The sequence below is a fragment of the Allobosea sp. 05T422_2 genome (assembly GCF_056396265.1).
The window spans coordinates 1-15,925 of sequence record NZ_JBFTLD010000022.1 but is presented as its reverse complement, the minus strand read 5'-3'; the positions used below and the strand labels follow the sequence as shown (position 1 = coordinate 15,925).

Annotated in this window: 15 protein-coding genes and 1 pseudogene; 12 read left to right on the top strand and 4 right to left on the bottom strand. The window is 66.4% G+C overall.

Annotation, left to right across the window (positions count from 1 at the left end):
* The first annotated feature begins 95 nt into the window (after positions 1–95).
* Positions 96–1,280, top strand: a complete 1,185-nt coding sequence (locus tag AC1DJT_RS06630; protein WP_476833771.1) for a DNA methyltransferase — start codon at positions 96–98, stop codon at positions 1,278–1,280.
* Here the strand turns inward: AC1DJT_RS06630 and mutY are convergent.
* Positions 1,261–2,331: pseudogene (gene mutY / locus AC1DJT_RS06625) on the bottom strand (A/G-specific adenine glycosylase); the annotation flags it as partial. The gene AC1DJT_RS06630 and the pseudogene mutY sit on opposite strands and share 20 nt — an antisense overlap.
* Before the next feature lie 92 nt (positions 2,332–2,423).
* Here mutY and AC1DJT_RS06620 point away from each other — a divergent pair.
* From AC1DJT_RS06620 to AC1DJT_RS06570, 11 genes are all read left to right on the top strand, one after another.
* Complete coding sequence (locus AC1DJT_RS06620) at positions 2,424–3,020, top strand: demethoxyubiquinone hydroxylase family protein (RefSeq protein WP_476833759.1); 597 nt, start codon at positions 2,424–2,426, stop codon at positions 3,018–3,020.
* Between the two features lie 12 nt (positions 3,021–3,032).
* Positions 3,033–3,596 carry a GNAT family N-acetyltransferase gene (locus tag AC1DJT_RS06615; protein WP_476833758.1) on the top strand — a complete coding sequence of 188 codons (564 nt, stop codon included), beginning with the start codon at positions 3,033–3,035 and terminating at the stop codon, positions 3,594–3,596.
* A gap of 48 nt (positions 3,597–3,644) precedes the next feature.
* Positions 3,645–4,127, top strand: a complete 483-nt coding sequence (locus tag AC1DJT_RS06610) for a DUF721 domain-containing protein (RefSeq protein WP_441506452.1) — start codon at positions 3,645–3,647, stop codon at positions 4,125–4,127.
* A 104-nt stretch (positions 4,128–4,231) separates the two neighbouring features.
* A complete protein-coding gene (locus tag AC1DJT_RS06605; RefSeq protein WP_441488923.1) occupies positions 4,232–4,861 on the top strand; it encodes a DsbA family protein in 630 nt (209 codons plus the stop codon).
* Between the two features lie 42 nt (positions 4,862–4,903).
* Positions 4,904–8,359 (top strand): chromosome segregation protein SMC, encoded by a 3,456-nt coding sequence (gene smc, locus AC1DJT_RS06600; RefSeq protein ID WP_476833757.1) that lies wholly within the window; start codon positions 4,904–4,906, stop codon positions 8,357–8,359.
* A 219-nt stretch (positions 8,360–8,578) separates the two neighbouring features.
* Entirely contained in the window at positions 8,579–8,926 is a 348-nt protein-coding gene (locus AC1DJT_RS06595; RefSeq protein ID WP_113512844.1) for an AtpZ/AtpI family protein, read from the top strand.
* A gap of 44 nt (positions 8,927–8,970) precedes the next feature.
* Positions 8,971–9,729: a F0F1 ATP synthase subunit A gene (locus tag AC1DJT_RS06590; RefSeq protein ID WP_441506449.1), complete on the top strand. Its 759-nt coding sequence runs from the start codon at positions 8,971–8,973 to the stop codon at positions 9,727–9,729.
* A gap of 64 nt (positions 9,730–9,793) precedes the next feature.
* The gene (locus AC1DJT_RS06585) at positions 9,794–10,021 is read left to right on the top strand and encodes a F0F1 ATP synthase subunit C (RefSeq protein WP_043231023.1); all 228 of its coding nucleotides are present in this window, start codon (positions 9,794–9,796) and stop codon (positions 10,019–10,021) included.
* Positions 10,022–10,101: 80 nt separating this feature from the next.
* Positions 10,102–10,686: a F0F1 ATP synthase subunit B family protein gene (locus AC1DJT_RS06580; RefSeq protein WP_441506448.1), complete on the top strand. Its 585-nt coding sequence runs from the start codon at positions 10,102–10,104 to the stop codon at positions 10,684–10,686.
* Positions 10,687–10,698: 12 nt separating this feature from the next.
* On the top strand, positions 10,699–11,175 hold the full coding sequence (locus AC1DJT_RS06575; protein ID WP_441488920.1) for a F0F1 ATP synthase subunit B family protein: 477 nt from the start codon (positions 10,699–10,701) through the stop codon (positions 11,173–11,175).
* Between the two features lie 173 nt (positions 11,176–11,348).
* Positions 11,349–12,104, top strand: coding sequence for a dienelactone hydrolase family protein (locus AC1DJT_RS06570; RefSeq protein ID WP_476768148.1), 756 nt, complete (start codon positions 11,349–11,351; stop codon positions 12,102–12,104).
* Positions 12,105–12,108: 4 nt separating this feature from the next.
* Here the strand turns inward: AC1DJT_RS06570 and AC1DJT_RS06565 are convergent, their stop codons facing one another.
* The 3 genes from AC1DJT_RS06565 to AC1DJT_RS06555 form a co-directional block, all read right to left on the bottom strand.
* Positions 12,109–13,386, bottom strand: coding sequence for a L,D-transpeptidase family protein (locus AC1DJT_RS06565; RefSeq protein WP_476833756.1), 1,278 nt, complete (start codon positions 13,384–13,386; stop codon positions 12,109–12,111).
* Positions 13,387–13,516: 130 nt separating this feature from the next.
* Positions 13,517–15,091 carry an aminomethyl-transferring glycine dehydrogenase subunit GcvPB gene (gene gcvPB, locus AC1DJT_RS06560; protein WP_476833755.1) on the bottom strand — a complete coding sequence of 525 codons (1,575 nt, stop codon included), beginning with the start codon at positions 15,089–15,091 and terminating at the stop codon, positions 13,517–13,519.
* Positions 15,091–15,925: PLP-dependent aminotransferase family protein (locus AC1DJT_RS06555; RefSeq protein WP_476833754.1), on the bottom strand; the 835-nt coding region annotated here is incomplete at its 5' end. The genes AC1DJT_RS06555 and gcvPB, both read right to left, overlap by 1 nt.

The following is a 15,925-nucleotide window of genomic DNA, read 5'->3' as shown; positions in this document are numbered from 1 at the left end:
AAAACGAGACGCATTTTTTTCAACCCGGAAACCCGGCTTTTACCCTGACTCCCCCAAGATCGCGACTGTTGAAGTTGCGTAAATGGTTCGGCGTCATGGGTACCTCGCGTACCKGGACTGCCAGCGCCGCCGTCCGGATTCAGGTTTCGCGTACCGGACGGCCTGCGCTGCAGTCTCGGATGAAGGCTTCGAGCCTTTCATTTGATCTTCCGCTCGATCAGGTCGTCGTCGGCGACTGCATCGCCGCGCTCGACCGCCTGCCTCCGGCAAGCGTCGACCTCGTCTTCGCGGATCCACCCTACAATCTTCAGCTTGGCGGCGATCTCCGCAGGCMTGACGACAGCCTCGTCGATGCCGTCGACGACGACTGGGACAAGTTCGCCTCCTTCGCCGAGTATGACGCCTTCACGCGAGCCTGGCTGACCGCCTGCCGGCGGGTGCTGAAGCCGGACGGCGCAATGTGGGTGATCGGCTCCTATCACAACATCTTCCGCGTCGGCGCGATCCTGCAGGATCTCGGCTTCTGGATGCTGAACGACATCGTCTGGCGCAAGGCCAACCCGATGCCGAACTTCCGCGGCCGGCGCTTCACCAACGCGCATGAAACACTGATCTGGGCGGCGCGCGGCGAAAGCTCGAAATACACCTTCCATTACGAGGCGTTGAAGGGCGGCAATGACGACCTGCAGATGCGCTCGGACTGGTATCTGCCGCTCTGCACCGGCGAGGAACGTCTGAAGGACGCGTCCGGCGCCAAGGTGCATCCGACTCAAAAGCCGGAGGCCCTGCTGGCCCGCGTCATGCTTTCGGCTAGCAACCCCGGCGACGTGATCCTCGATCCGTTCTTCGGCACCGGCACCACGGGTGCCGTCGCGAAGGCTCTCGGTCGGCGGTTCATCGGCCTTGAACGCGACCCGGTCTATGCCGAGGCGGCGCGCAAGCGCATCGCCGCTGTCCAGCCATTGCCGCCCGAATCGTTCTCCACCGCGCCTTCGAAGCGCAGCGAACCGCGCGTGCCCTTCCTCAGCCTGGTCGAGGCCGGGCTGGTCAAGGCCGGTGAGAGTGTCGTCGACGAGAAACGCCGCCACAAGGCGACGATCCGGGCCGATGGCACGCTGTTGCTTGGCCCGGCTGTCGGCTCGATCCACAAGGTCGGAGCGCTGGCCCAGGGGTTACCCGCCTGCAATGGCTGGACCTTCTGGCATGTCGAGCGCCCGGAAGGGCTGACGCTGCTCGATTCACTGCGCGGCGAGATCAGGGCGCAGATGGCAGCGGCCTGAGCGCCTCGAGCCCTGCCTCGAGCGCTTTCAGGAAGACCGCCGGGAACGGCTCGTCACGGAGCCGCGCCAGCGGGGTGAAGCGGGAGCCTTGCGGCGCCGGCGTCGCCCGCGGGGCACGCGCGACAAGGACCGTGAGCTCCAGCGGAAAATGGGTGAAGACATGGCGAACGGGCGTTGCCAGCCTGCGCCACTGCGCCGGAAGCGGAGCATCCTGCAAGGCGTCAGCGAGGCGGTAATCCGCGCTCCATTGACCGGTCGGCACCTCCGCCATGCCTCCAAGCAGCCCCTTGGCCGGCCGCGTCCGCAGCAGAACCGCGCCATCCTCGCGCAGCAGCACGAAGGCAGCCCCGTAGCGGGTTGCCCCAGTCTTCTTCGCCGCCTTCCGCGGAAAGGTCTCCTGTGTCCCCGCCGCCCGTGAGACGCACGGCGCCTGCCACGGACAAATGCCGCAGGCTGGCGAGCGCGGCGTGCAGATCGTGGCGCCGAGATCCATCAGTGCCTGCGCGTAATCGCCCGGTCGTTCCGACGGCAACAGGGCCAGGGTGCGCTCCCTGATCAAGGGCTTGGCCCCCGGCAAAGCATCCTCGATTGCAAAGAGACGGGTCATGACGCGCTCGACATTGCCGTCAACCGCAACCGCCGGCCGGTTGAAGGCAATGGCTGCGACAGCGCCTGCCGTATAAGTTCCGATGCCCGGCAGTTCGCGCAGGCCTTCCTCGGTATCGGGAAAGCGACCCGCGTGCAGCGCCGAGACCGCTTTGGCGCAAGCATGCAGATTGCGAGCCCGCGAGTAGTAGCCGAGGCCGGCCCAGGCCTGCATGACCTCCTCGCTCGGCGCGTCGGCAAGAGCCCCAACCGTCGGGAACCGTGCCATGAACCGTTMGAAATAGGGCTTCACCGCCGCGATCGTGGTCTGCTGCAGCATGATCTCTGAGACCCAGACGCGATAGGGTTCGGCCCTCTCGCCGGGCAAGGCACGCCAAGGCAGGACACGGCGGTGGCGATCGTACCAGTCCAGGAGATCGGCGGCAGTCGCAGCAGGGGCGCGCATTGCGAGGGTCATGTCCCCGGTTTAGCGTGCCGTCCCCCAGCCGCAAGATGCTAACGTCCAAGATGCTAACGTCATTGAGCTCCCGCGATCACATGACCATATCGCCGGAGAGCCCTTCACCCCGCGACGCCCTCACGATCAAGCGGATCGTGCGCGTGAACCATGCCGGGGAATACGGCGCGATCCGCATCTACTCCGCGCAGATCGCAGTGGCGAAGCGGCTCACGCCCGACATCGTCCCGGCTTTGCAGCAGATGCTCACCGACGAAATCGAYCATTGCGTCAGGTTCTATGCGGCCATGCCGGCACGCGGTTMACGTCCMTGCCGGATCATGAAGCTGTGGAGTCTCGGTGGCTCGCTGCTCGGCTTGATGACGGCATTGATGGGGCGACGCGCGATTTGGGTTTGCACCGCAGCGGTGGAAGAGACCGTACACCGTCATCTCGATGAACAAATGCATTTCCTACAGGGCCGAGACGCCGATCTCCACGCCGTCATCAACAGCATCCGCGAGGAAGAGCTGGCGCATCTTCATCATGCCGAAATGCAGCTCGGCAGCGAAGCAAGACACTCGCTGCAGACGATGCTGCAATCCGCCATTGCGATGGTGACCGAAATTCTGATCTGGCTATCGACTTGGGGGGATTCCACCCGCATGACACGCGCGCTGCGGCAAGCGCGCTCGTAACGGCGAACGACCATGTCGACAGCAACGCAAGCCATCCCCGCCCTCGAAACGCGCCGCCTGATCCTCAAGCCGCTGACGCTCGATGACGCACCAGCGATCCAGGCGCTGTTTCCGMACTGGGAGATCGTGCGCTATCTCACCAGGCGGGTGCCTTGGCCCTACCCGCCCGACGGCGCGCTCGCCTATCTGCATGAGGTCGCCGTGCCAGGAATGGCGCAAGGTACGGAATGGCACTGGAGCCTGCGGCTGAAGAGCGAGCCCGGCCAACTCGTCGGCCTGATCTCGCTCAGGGAGGGCGAGGACGAGAACCGCGGCTTCTGGCTCGGTCTGCCCTGGCAGCGACAAGGGCTGATGAGCGAAGCGGCCGCCGCCGTCACCGATTTCTGGTTCGATGTCCTCGGGCGTTCGGTGCTGCGCGTGCCGAAGGCCGCCGACAACACCGCGTCCCGCCGCATCTCCGAGAGTGGCGGCATGCGCGTCATCCGGGCCGAGATGCGCGATTATGTCGGCGGCCGGCATCTTTCGGAAATCTGGGAGATCAGCGCCGAGGAGTGGCGACGTCACCGGAACAGCTGATACAGCTTCTGCCCTTGTCGCGCCGATGCGCCGGTCCCAGAATAGAGCATGGCTGCCAAACCCCTCGCCGACCTGATCGATGACTGCCTTGCGCCGGCGCTCGCCGCCCAGGGTTTTGCCGGGCGCGCCATCGTCTCGCACTGGCCGGAGATTGTCGGCGAGCGGCTGGCAGCACGATCGCGGCCGCTCAAGATTGACTGGCCGCGCCGACGCCCGGCGCCCGGCGAGACATCGGAACCGGCAACGCTCGTGGTGCGCGTCGAGGGCGCCTTCGCGCTCGACATGCAACAACTCGGGCCCGTGGTCCTCGAGCGGGTCAACACCCATCTCGGCTGGCGTGCCGTCGGCAAGCTCGTGCTGAAACAGGGACCGGTCGAGGCCCCGCAGCAGAAGCCGGCGCCTCCGCCGCCCGACCCGGCCCTCGTTGGGCGGATCGCGCAGCAGGTCGCCCATATCGAAGACCCGGGACTGCGGGCCGCGCTGGAACGGCTCGGCCTGGGCGTCGCTCAGAAATCCGCCACCACGAGATGACACGGCTTCGTGAGGAAGCCGTCATTCCCCGTGAACCGATCTTGCCACATTCGTGTTGGCCACTATGGTCCCGACACCGATTTGGCCCCTTAGGATATTGCACGATGACGAACAGGCGACAGCTTCTGACCGGCGCGGCCGGGATCGCAGCCGCCGCGATGCTGGGTTCCGCTCCGGCCCGGGCGCAATCCGCGACTGCCGACCTCGCTGTCGCCGGCCCTCTGGGCGATGTCTGGCTCGGCAAGCCCGACGCCAAGGTCACCATCATCGAATACGCCTCGCTGACCTGCAGCCATTGCGCGAGCTTCCACCGCGATACCTGGCCGGCGCTGAAGGCGAAATATATCGACACCGGCAAGGCGCGCTTCACGCTGCGCGAATTCCCGCTCGATCCGCTGGCGACGGCGGGCTTCATGCTGGCGCGCTGCAACGGCAACGACAAATACTACCCGATGTCGGATCTGCTGTTCGATCAGCAGCGCAACTGGGCTTTCACCGAGAAGCCGGTCGATGCGCTGGCCGCGATGGTGAAGCAGGCCGGTTTCACACAGGAATCTTTTGAAGCCTGCTTGAAACGGCAGGATATCTATGACGCCGTCACACAAGTGAAGGATCGCGGGGCCAAGGCTGGCGTCGACTCGACGCCGACCTTCTTCATCAACGGGCAAAAGCGTGCAGGTGCGCTTTCGATCGCGGAATTCGACAAGATCCTCGAGCCGCTGCTGGCCGGCTAAGCCCACGCGCCATCCTGCCACCCTGGACGATGAGGCGCGTCGATGCATCTGACGCGCCTCAAGCTGACCGGCTTCAAGACCTTCGTCGAGCCGTCCGAGTTCCTGATCGAGCCAGGCCTGACGGGAATCGTCGGCCCCAATGGCTGCGGCAAGTCCAATCTCGTCGAAGCCCTGCGCTGGGTGATGGGCGAGAGTTCGTTCAAGAACATGCGCGCGTCCGGCATGGACGACGTCATCTTCGCCGGATCCTCCGAACGTCCCGGCCGCAACATGGCCGAAGTCGCGCTCACCCTCGACAATAGCGACCGCAAGGCTCCCGCGGCCTTCAACGATACCGATGTCCTCGAAGTGACCCGCCGGATCGAGCGCGAGGAAGGCTCGACCTATCGCGTCAATGGCAAAGAGGTGCGCGCCCGCGACGTGCAACTGCTCTTTGCCGATGCGGCGACCGGAGCCCGCTCGCCGGCCCTGGTGCGGCAGGGGCAGATCAGCGAACTGATCGCCGCCAAGCCGCAATCGCGTCGCCGCATCCTTGAAGACGCCGCCGGCATCGCGGGCCTGTACAGCCGCCGACACGAGGCCGAACTCCGACTCAGGGGGGCGGAAGAAAATCTGACGCGGCTGGAGGACGTGCTTGGCGAGATCGGCACGCAGGTCGACGCCTTGCAGCGGCAGGCGCGGCAGGCCGGGCGCTATCGCAGCCTTGCCGCCGACATCCGCCGTGCCGAGGCGACGCTCGCCCTGATCGCCCATCGCGACGCGCGCGAACATGCGGCCGCTGCCGATCGGGCCCTGGAAGCGGCGGTCCGCGGCGTTGCCGAACAGACAGGCATCCAGGCCGAAGCGGCACGCCATCAGGCCGTCGCGGCGCATGCGCTGCCGGCGCTACGCGAGGCCGAGGCCGCCGCAGCCGCCGCCCTGGTCAGGCTGAAGCGCGGCCTTGATGAGCTCGAGGCGGCAAACAGACGCGCCAAGCTACGCGCAGACGAGCTTGGCAAGCGCCTGACCGAGTTGCAGAGCGATCTGACGCGCCAGGACAGGCTCGCCGACGATGCCGCCGAAAGTCTCGCGCGGCTGACCGGAGAGGATGAGACGCTTGCCGGCGAAGCCAGCGCGGCCACGACCGTGGGAGAGGCTGCAGGAGCCTCGCTGGCCGAGGCCGAAGCGATCCTGCTTCAGGCAGAGGGTGAGCATTCCACGGCACAGGCCAGATTGTCGGAATTCGCGGCCCGCCGCGACGCCATGGAGCGGACGCTCCGTGACGCCCGGAACCGCGAGGCCAGGAATGTCGCGGAGCAGGACAGGTTGCGTCGCGACCTTGCCGCGCTCGACGCAGATGATGCCGCGGCTCAACTCGACAGGCTGACGGGCGCGCGTGCTCAGGCCGAGGAGACCATGCTGGAGATGGATTCGGCGGCAGCCAGCGCAAGAGCTGTTCTGGGTGCAGCCCGAGAAGAAGAGACCCGGCTGCGCGCGCCGCTGGCCGAGGCAGATCGCGCAGCCCAGCGCCTCGACACGGAAATCCGCACGCTGCAGAAACTTCTGGCACCGGCGGCCGGCGATCGCTGGCCGGCGATCCTCGAAGCGATCAGCGTCACGAAAGGGTTCGAGACCGCACTTGGTGCGGCCCTTGGCGACGATCTCGACGCCGCCTCCGACACTGCTGCCCCGGCTCATTGGCGCGACATGGGCAATGCTGCGGGGGACCCTGCCCTTCCCGATGGCGCCGAGGCGCTGGCCCGGCATGTGCGCGGTCCGCAAGCCCTGGCGCGGCGCCTGGCCCAGGTCGGCATCGTGCCGCGCGAAGAGGGCGCGAGGCTTCGCGCCTCGTTGCAGCCCGGCCAGCGCCTGGTCTCACGCGAAGGCGACATCTGGCGCTGGGACGGCTTCACCAGCGCGGCGGAGGCCCCATCCCCAGCGGCCCGCCGCCTCGCCGAAAAGAATCGCCTTGGCGACCTCGAACGCKAGGCGGAGGCCGCGCGCAAAGCTGCAGAGATTGCGCGGCAGGGCCTCGATACCGCCAGCAAGACGGTTCGCGCCTCCGCGCAGGCTGAAACGGCCGCCGTCGAAGCCGTGCGGCTCGCCCGCCGCGATCTGGATCAGGCCCGAGAGCGGCTCGCAAGCGCCGAGCGCAAGGCCGGCGAGACAGCCGCGCGCCGCTCGGCTCTCGATGAGGCCGTCGCCCGCCTGGGCCAGGCGATCGCGGAAGCGACGACCCAGGCTTCTGCAGCCGAAGAGGCGCTCGCCGCCCTGGCGCCGGCGACCGAGCTCGAAAGCGTCCTCCTGAAGGCGCGCGCCGTCCTCAGTGAACAGCGCGCAGCCGCTTCGGATGCGCGTGCCCGCGTCCAGACCCTGGCGCGAGAGGCGGAGCTTCGCGAGCGACGCCGCGCCACGATCTTCGTCGATATCCGGGCCTGGCAGGAACGAGCCAGGGCGAGCGCCCAGACCGCTGACGAGACGAAGCGGCGCATCGCGACTGCGGAGATCGAGCGCAAGGCGCTGCTCGACGCACCGGACACCTTCCTGGTCGAGCGCAGGCGCCTGGTCGGCGAGATCGAGGCGGCCGAGACGGCACGCCGCGAGGCGGCTGACCGCCTGGCCACGGCGGAGACCGCCCAGGCTGAGGCCGATCGGCTGGCCAGAGCGGCCCTGGAAACCCTCTCTGGTGCACGCGAGGTCCGCGCCTCCGCCGAGGCGCGCCTGGAGGCAGCCCGACAGCGCCTGGTCGATGTGGAGCGGCAGATCGAGGACGGGCTCGAGACAGGGCTCGCCGGGCTCCAGGAACTGACTCTGATCAAGCCGGGCGAAGCGCTGCCGAATCCCGCCGAAATCGAAGGTCGCCTCGCAGGCCTGAGGACCGAACGCGAACGTCTGGGCGCTGTGAACCTGCGTGCCGAGGACGAGCTCGTCGAAATCCAGACCAAGCGCGCGGGCCTGACAGGGGAGCGCGACGACCTGAGCGAGGCGATCCGGCGCCTGCGCCAGGCCATCGGCGCGCTGAACCGCGAAGGCCGCGAGCGGCTGCTGGCCGCGTTCGAGGTGGTGCACGAACACTTCCAGCGTCTGTTCGGCATCCTGTTCGGCGGTGGCACGGCCGAGCTCCGGCTGGTCGACTCGGAGGATCCTCTCGAGGCGGGGCTGGAAATCTTCGCGCGCCCCCCGGGCAAAAAGCCGCAGGTGATGACGCTGCTCTCCGGCGGCGAGCAGGCCCTGACCGCGACCGCCCTGATCTTCGCCGTGTTCCTGACCAACCCCTCGCCGATCTGCGTGCTCGACGAGGTCGACGCGCCGCTCGATGACGCCAATGTCGAGCGCTACTGCGATCTGCTCGACGATATGGCCCGAAATACCGAGACGCGCTTCATTTTGATCACCCACAACCCCATTACCATGGCGCGCATGGAACGGTTGTTCGGCGTGACCATGGCCGAGYGAGGGGTCAGCCAACTGGTCTCGGTCGACCTCGCAACAGCGGAACAAATCCGCGAAGCCGTCTGAAAAAAAGCCACATTCGGGTTCGCAATGCGGCAAGAATGCCGCACAAAGCACTAATATCAAATAATTTCAACAACTTAACACCAATCCCCATGCCTTGACAGTCGCCGGAGCGGACAATAAAGGAAACGCGCTGACAACGGCTCGGCCTGCGGGTCCGGACAGGTTCGTGGCAATTTCGGACGCGGTCGTGGCCATGACACGGTCGGAAGGGAGTTGCTGATGTCTGAATCCGACCCGAACGGCTCCGATCCGAAGTTGCGGGAAAGACTGGACTCGCTGAAGGCCGCCCTCGGGCGTGCTGAAGCCGCCGAAAAGGCGGATTCAGAGAAGGCGGGTCCCGACAAAGCGCTTGCTGGCGCGATGTCATCAGGTTTTCGCGCGGCCACGGATATGGCTGGCGGCGTTATCGCTGGTGCCCTGATCGGGTATTTCGGCGACCGGTGGTTGGGAACGTCGCCGTTCCTGCTGATCGCCTTCCTGGTGATCGGAACCATCGCCGGCCTGCGCTCCGCCTATCGGCTCGGAACGCGCCCTTCCTCACCGAAGGGCGGCGAACCGGAACGTTGAATGTGTTTGCAGTGCCCCGAACCGGGGCAATTTAGGGGTGACTTATGGCGGCTGGCGGCGGAATCGATCCGATCCACCAATTCGAGATCAAGCCGATCCTGGGCCTGCGGCCGTTCGGCCTCGATCTGTCCTTCACCAATGCTTCGCTGTTCATGGTGGTGGCCGTCGCGGTGATCTCCGCCATCATGATCTATGGCTCCAGCCAGCGGGCGACGGTTCCAGGCCGCCTGCAGTCGCTCGCCGAGATGCTCTACGAGTTCGTCGCGTCCACCATCACAGGCGTGATGGGTCGGGACGGGATGCGCTTCTTCCCCTTCGTGTTCTCGCTCTTCATGTTCGTGCTGACCGCGAACATGCTCGGCATGGTCCCGGGTTCGTTCACCGTCACAAGCCAGATCATCGTGACGGCGGCCTTCGCCTTCCTCGTGATCACCGTCGTGCTGGTCTACGGAATCACGAAGCATGGCAGCCATTTCTTCGGCCTGTTCGTGCCGTCAGGCGTGCCGGGCTGGCTGCTGCCCTTCATGGTCCTGATCGAAGCCGTCTCCTTCATGTCCCGGCCGATCTCGCTCAGCCTGCGCCTGTTCGGCAACATGCTGGCCGGCCACATCGCGCTCAAGGTCTTCGGCGGCTTCGTCGTCGCCCTGACCGGCGCCGGCATCTACGCCACACTGGCGCCGCTGCCGCTGTTCCTGGCCGTCGCGCTGACCGCGCTTGAGTTCCTCGTCGCTTTTCTGCAGGCCTATGTCTTCACGATATTGACCTGCGTCTATCTCAACGACGCTCTCCATCCGGGACACTGACCGGGCGAGCTCGCGAGACTTCACCCTTCCACCACTCTCAACTGTTTTACATCGGAGAAAGACTATGGATCCCGTCGCAGCTAAGTATATCGGCGCTGGTCTCGCCAGCCTCGGCATGGGCCTCGCCGCTATCGGCGTCGGCACCATCTTCGGCAACTTCCTGTCCGGCGCCCTGCGCAACCCGTCGGCTGCCGACGGTCAGTTCCCGCGCGCCTTCATCGGCGCGGCGCTCGCGGAAGGTCTCGGCATCTTCGCGTTCGTCGTCGCGCTCGTTCTGCTCTTCGTCGTCTGACGAGCATTCACTGCGGCTCCGCAGGCGTTATCATGCGCCGCGGAGCCGTCATTCGTTGACGCAACCTTCAGAGGCGTTCCATGCAGGTTCGCGCTTCCCGCGCACAGCGCATCGGGGTCGTATCAGCCGCCGCCAGCGTTATGGCGGTTTCGGCCGACACGGCGTTCGCGAAGGGCGCTTTCCCCCCCTTCGACCCGACCTTCTTCGCCAGTCAGATCTTCTGGCTCGCGATCAGCTTCGGTGCGCTCTATTGGCTCATGTCGCGGATCGCCCTGCCGCGTGTCGGCGAGGTTCTGGCCGAACGCAGCACGACGATCGCTCGCGATCTCGACCAGGCCACCGAGATCCACGCCAAGGTCGAGGCCGTCGCCAAGGACCATGAGCACGCGCTCGCCGAAAGCCGCCGCAACGCCCAGGCCATCGCTCAGGAGGCTCGCACCGCCAGCGCTCGCGAGACCGATGCCAAGCGTCACGCAACCGAAGCGGAGCTCGGCGCCAAGCTCGCAGCCGCCGAGAAGACAATCGCGGATCGCAAGACCGCCGCGATGAAGCATGTCGAGACGATCGCTGCCGGCGCTGCCGCCGAGATCGTCGGCAAGCTGACGGGTCAGAGCCCCACCGACGCCGAGACCGCTGCCGCGGTCAAGTCCGTCCTGAGCGCCTGAGGAGACCGAACCATGGATACCGTCTGGGTTGCGGTTGCCCTCGTCATCTTCCTCGGCATTCTGGGGTATTTTGGCGTCCACAAGTCGCTTCTGAGCGCACTCGATTCGCGCGGCGAGAAGATTGCCCGCGAGCTTTCCGAAGCCCGCCGGCTGCGTCAGGAGGCTGCCAAGCTGCTCGCCGAGTACGAGGCGAAGCGCAAGGCTGCCGAAGGTGAAGCCGAGGCGATCGTCGCCGCAGCCAAGGACGAGGCGATCCGCCTTGCCACCGAGGCTGAGGAGAAGCTCGCCGATTTCGTCACCCGCCGGACCAAGTCCGCCGAGGACAAGATCGCGCAGGCCGAGATGGAGGCTGCCGCGGAAGTCCGCGCTGCCGCCGCCGAGGCCGCTACGCTGGCCGCCGAAGGCATCCTGCGCAGCCAGATGGGCGGCAAGGCTGCCGAAAGCCTGTTCGCGACCGGTCTGAAGGAAATCAAATCCAAGCTGAACTGAGCGATCAGTTCAGCCAGGGAATGCGACGCCGCGAACCTCCGGGTTTGCGGCGTTGTCGTTTTCACATCCTGCGCGCGCCGGATTCGGCCGAGCACATAGAACCTCGCCGAGATGGAGGCCCCATCCTGATCGCTCGCCTGGCACTGGCCACGATTGTTGTGCTCGCCTGCGCCATGCCGGCCCGCGCAATGGAGGAGGTCTCGTTCTCGTCACGCGACGGCACCGTCCTGACCGGCTGGATCGCCAAGCCCGCTGGAAGAGGCCCCTTCCCCGCCGTGGTTGCCCTGCACGGCTGCAGCGGCCTCTGGCGAGCCTCTGGAGGGCTTAGCGCACGCGAGAGCGACTGGAGTGCCAGGCTGGTCGCTGCTGGCTTCCTCGTGCTCCTGCCCGACAGTTTTCGCCCGCGCGGGATCGTAGCGCTTTGCAATGACCGCGAACGTGCGCTGCGGCCGGCGGATCGCGCCAGCGATGCCCTCGGCGCCGCCGACTGGCTCGCCCGTCAGCCCTTCGCCAAACCCGCCGGGATACATCTGATCGGCTGGTCGAATGGCGGCTCGACAGCGCTCCATGTCGCCGCCGATCGCGCGGCCGCGGGCCCCGGAGGGTTTCGGGCGATCATCGCCTTCTATCCTGGCTGCAGGGTCCTGCTGAAACGCGGCTGGCGCGCTCGGGTGCCGACGACGATCCTTCAGGGACTGGCAGATGACTGGACACCAGCGGCGCCCTGCCAGGCGCTGGCACGGCAAGGCGGAGCGCGCTTCGTGGGCTTCGCCGGCGCCTATCACGATTTCGACCATCCGGACCTGCCGCTCCGGGAGCGCCGCGCGGCCTATTCGCAGCGCCCGGACGGCAAGGTGACGATCGGGACGGATGTCGCGGCGCGCGCCCAGGCCATCAGCGACGTGATGGCGATCCTCCGGGCGCCCTGACGCCTCAGTTGACGGCGGTGACCGCCTTCACAGTCGCGGCCCTGGCAGGGGCTGCAACCGGGCTCGGAGCAGCCGGTGCCGGACGCGCCTCGAGCTTGGCGGGCTGTACTTTCGGCTTGGGTTTGCGCGCCTGGATCGTCGATGTGACGATGCCCTGCGGCGTGTCCAGCCCATAGATGTCCTCGCGGAACTGGACCAGCCCATCGGCGCCCTGCCAGCCGGTCAGATAGACCCAGGCCACGGGCACCGCCTTCTTCAGCCGGATGTCCTTGCGCTCGCCCTTGGCGATCTCGGCCACGATCACCGGCTCGGTCCACTCGGTGCCTTCGAGCAGCCAGGCGGCGAGGTCGCGCACCCCTTCGATGCGCGCACAGCCGGAAGAGTTGAAGCGAACATCCGAACGGAACAGCGTCTTCTTCGGCGTGTCGTGCATGTAGACCGCCTCGGTATTCGGCATGTCGATCTTGAGCTGGCCAAGCGCGTTGAGCGGTCCAAAATCCTGCCGAACGGTGAAATACGGCGAGGTCAGGCCTGCCCAGTTCACGGTCGCCGGATCGATCTCCCGATTTTCTGCTCCGAGAAGGCGCATGTTCGACTTCACGATGAAGTCGGGCTCCTTGCGCATCTTGGGGATGATGTCGGCCTTCACGATCGAGGTCGGCACGGTCCAGTAGGGGTTGAGGTTCACCKAGGTGATATTGGCCTGGAGCACCGGCGAGGGTCGATCGGGGCGACCGACAACCGCGAGATGCTTGCGCTGGACCACGCCGTTCTCGACCGCCTCGACGCTGGCGCCGGGGATGTTCACGACGACATAGCGCTCGGCAAAGACGAAGCCGTTGCTCTTCAGCCGCTCCAGGGTCGCGGTCAGCTGGTTCAGCCGGACTTCAACGGGAACGTTCAGCGCCTTGAGCGTCAGGCGGCCGACCGTTCCGAGATCGGACAGGCCGTGACGAACCTGGAAGCGCTTCACGGCTGCGATCGTCGCAGCGTCATAGATGTCGCCGGGCAAGGCCGTCGGCGGCAGATCTCCGCTCAACATCAGGCGCTGCTTCAGTGCGACGACATCCGGCCCCTGCGAATCCGGCTTCAGGGCGGAGACACTGCCGGCGAGCCTGGGCCAGCCACCACGCGACGCGATCTCCTCATGGGAGATCAGCGCCTCAAGCGTGCGGTCATAGGTGTTGGGGCCGTAGCTCGGCTCCTGTGCACGAGCGATGCCGACCGTCAGAACGAGCGCGGCAACGGCAACTGCGGAGCTCCGGACAAAAGAGCGATACATCGACTGTTCCCAAGGTGCGAAAACACGCACCGAGGAAATCATCCTCGCACATGGTCAAGGAATGCTTAAGACCGCGAGGGGATATGACGATAGGGCAGCGTCCGATCGCTGCCCTATCGATTAAGCATCCTTACTCAGCCGCAGCTGCTATCGGCTCCGGCTTCACCCATTTCAGGATCGGCTGCCGGGCAGCGCGCGTCTCGTCGAGACGGCGGATCGGGGCATGGTGCGGCGCCGCGGTGAAGCGGGCCTTGTCATTGCCCTTCGCGGCCATGGCCAGATCGCGCAGCGTCGCAATGAAGAGGTCGAGCGAGGCCTTCGATTCCGACTCGGTCGGCTCGATCAGCATCGCGCCATGGACGACCAGCGGGAAATACACGGTCATCGGGTGATACCCCTCGTCGATCATCGCCTTGGCAAAGTCGAGCGTGGTGACGCCGGTGCCCTTCAGCCACTCATCGTCGAACAGCGCCTCGTGCATCGAGGGGTGGTCGGGAAACGGCAGCGACATCAGGTCGGACAGGCCGGCGCGGATGTAGTTGGCGCTCAGCACCGCATCCTCGGAGGCCTGCTTCATGCCGTCGGCGCCATGGCTCAGCATATAGGCGAGCGCACGCACATACATGCCCATCTGGCCGTGGAAGGCGGTCATGCGGCCGAAGGGATCATTGCCCGCCGGCGCGTCGCCGGCGTGCTCCACGAGCCGCGCCGCACCACCCTCGACATGGATGAAAGGCACCGGCGCATAGGGAGCCAGCCTGCTCGACAGCACGACCGGACCGGCGCCTGGGCCGCCGCCGCCATGCGGCGTCGAGAAGGTCTTGTGCAGGTTGATATGCATGGCGTCGACGCCGAGGTCACCCGGCTTCGCCTTGCCGACGATGGCGTTGAAGTTCGCGCCATCACAATAGAAATACGCGCCGGCCGCATGCAGGGCAGCCGCGATTTCGACGATCTGCGGCTCGAAGATGCCGCAGGTATTGGGGTTGGTCAGCATGATCGCGGCAATGTCCGGCCCGAGCAGGGCCTTGACGTCCTCGACCGCCACCGTGCCGTCCGGGCGCGCCGGGACGGACCGGACCTCGAAGCCGATCAGCGCCGCGGTCGCCGGGTTGGTGCCGTGCGCCGATTCCGGCACAAGCACGACCTTGCGGGTCTCGCCCTCGCCCTTGGCGGCAATGGCGGCCTTGATCGCCATCATCCCGCAGGCCTCGCCATGGGCACCGGCCTTGGGCGACAGCGCCACGGCCGGCATGCCGGTCAACGTCATCAGGTACCGCGCGAGCTCCAGCATCAGCTCGAGCGCGCCCGGCACGGTCGAAACCGGCTGGAGCGGATGGACGTCCGAGAAGCCCGGCAGCCGCGCCATCTTCTCGTTGAGGCGGGCATTGTGCTTCATCGTGCAGKAACCGAGCGGGAAGAGCCCGGTGTCGATGCCGTAGTTCTTCTGGCTCAGGCGGACGTAGTGACGCATCGTCTCCGGCTCGGAAAGACCGGGCAGGCCGATGCCGTCCTTGCGCGCATGCTTGCCGAGGCGGCTCTTGAACGGCGCCGGCTTCTCGATATCGACGCCGGTCGTCTCATGATGGCCGATCTCGAAGATCAGCGGTTCGATCTGCTGCAGCGCGCGATTGCCGGTGAAGGTCTCGCGGCCATGATCCACGGAGGAAGCAGCCTGGGTGGGACGTCCCTGACGGTTCAGCATCACAGCACCTCCACGAGCGCCGCCACGAAGGCCGCCCGATCCTCATCCGTGTTGATCTCGGTATTGGCGACGATCAGCAGATCGTCGAGCCCGGCTCCCGGCAGCAGGCGCGAGGCCGGCACCCCACCAAGCACGCCCCTCTCGACCAACGCCTCGACGACCTCGGCCGCCGGCTTCGACAGCTTCAGCGTGAACTCGTTGAAGAAGCTGTCGTTGAGCAGCTTCACCCCCTTCACGCCGGCCAGCATGTCGGCCAGCTTCACGGCATTGGCGTGATTGAGCTCGGCCAGACGCGCGAGCCCGGCCTCGCCGAGCAGGGTCATGTGAATGGTGAAGGCCAGCACGCAGAGGCCGGAATTGGTGCAGATGTTCGACGTCGCCTTGTCGCGCCGGATGTGCTGCTCGCGGGTCGAGAGCGTCAGCACGAAGCCGCGATGTCCGTCGGCATCGACGGTCTCGCCGCAGAGCCTGCCCGGCATCTGGCGCAGATATTTCGTCTTGGCGGCGAAGAGGCCGACATAGGGACCACCGAAGTTCAGCGCATTGCCGATCGACTGGCCTTCCCCGACGACGATATCGGCGTCCATCGCGCCTGGAGGCGTGACCGCGCCGAGCGACACGACCTCGGTGAAGACGGCGATCAGAAGCGCACCATGGGCATGGGCCTTGTCGGCGATCGGCTTCAGGTCGCGGAGATTGCCGAAGACGTCCGGAGACTGGACGACGACGCAGGATGTTTGATCGTCGATCTGCGCGAGGATGTCCTCGTTAGCGGCGACATCGGGCGCCAGCGCCACGACCTCGTCGCTCGCCATGCCGGACAGGGTCTTCACC

What these genes read in the sequence shown, in the direction of transcription:
- AC1DJT_RS06610 (WP_441506452.1), top strand. Translation starts at nt 3,645, where the DNA reads ATGGCTGCCAAACCCCTCGCCGACCTGATCGATGACTGCCTTGCGCCG.
- AC1DJT_RS06605 (WP_441488923.1), top strand. Translation starts at nt 4,232, where the DNA reads ATGACGAACAGGCGACAGCTTCTGACCGGCGCGGCCGGGATCGCAGCC.
- AC1DJT_RS06595 (WP_113512844.1), top strand. Translation starts at nt 8,579, where the DNA reads ATGTCTGAATCCGACCCGAACGGCTCCGATCCGAAGTTGCGGGAAAGA.
- AC1DJT_RS06590 (WP_441506449.1), top strand. Translation starts at nt 8,971, where the DNA reads ATGGCGGCTGGCGGCGGAATCGATCCGATCCACCAATTCGAGATCAAG.
- AC1DJT_RS06585 (WP_043231023.1), top strand. Translation starts at nt 9,794, where the DNA reads ATGGATCCCGTCGCAGCTAAGTATATCGGCGCTGGTCTCGCCAGCCTC.
- AC1DJT_RS06580 (WP_441506448.1), top strand. Translation starts at nt 10,102, where the DNA reads ATGCAGGTTCGCGCTTCCCGCGCACAGCGCATCGGGGTCGTATCAGCC.
- AC1DJT_RS06575 (WP_441488920.1), top strand. Translation starts at nt 10,699, where the DNA reads ATGGATACCGTCTGGGTTGCGGTTGCCCTCGTCATCTTCCTCGGCATT.
- AC1DJT_RS06570 (WP_476768148.1), top strand. Translation starts at nt 11,349, where the DNA reads ATGCCGGCCCGCGCAATGGAGGAGGTCTCGTTCTCGTCACGCGACGGC.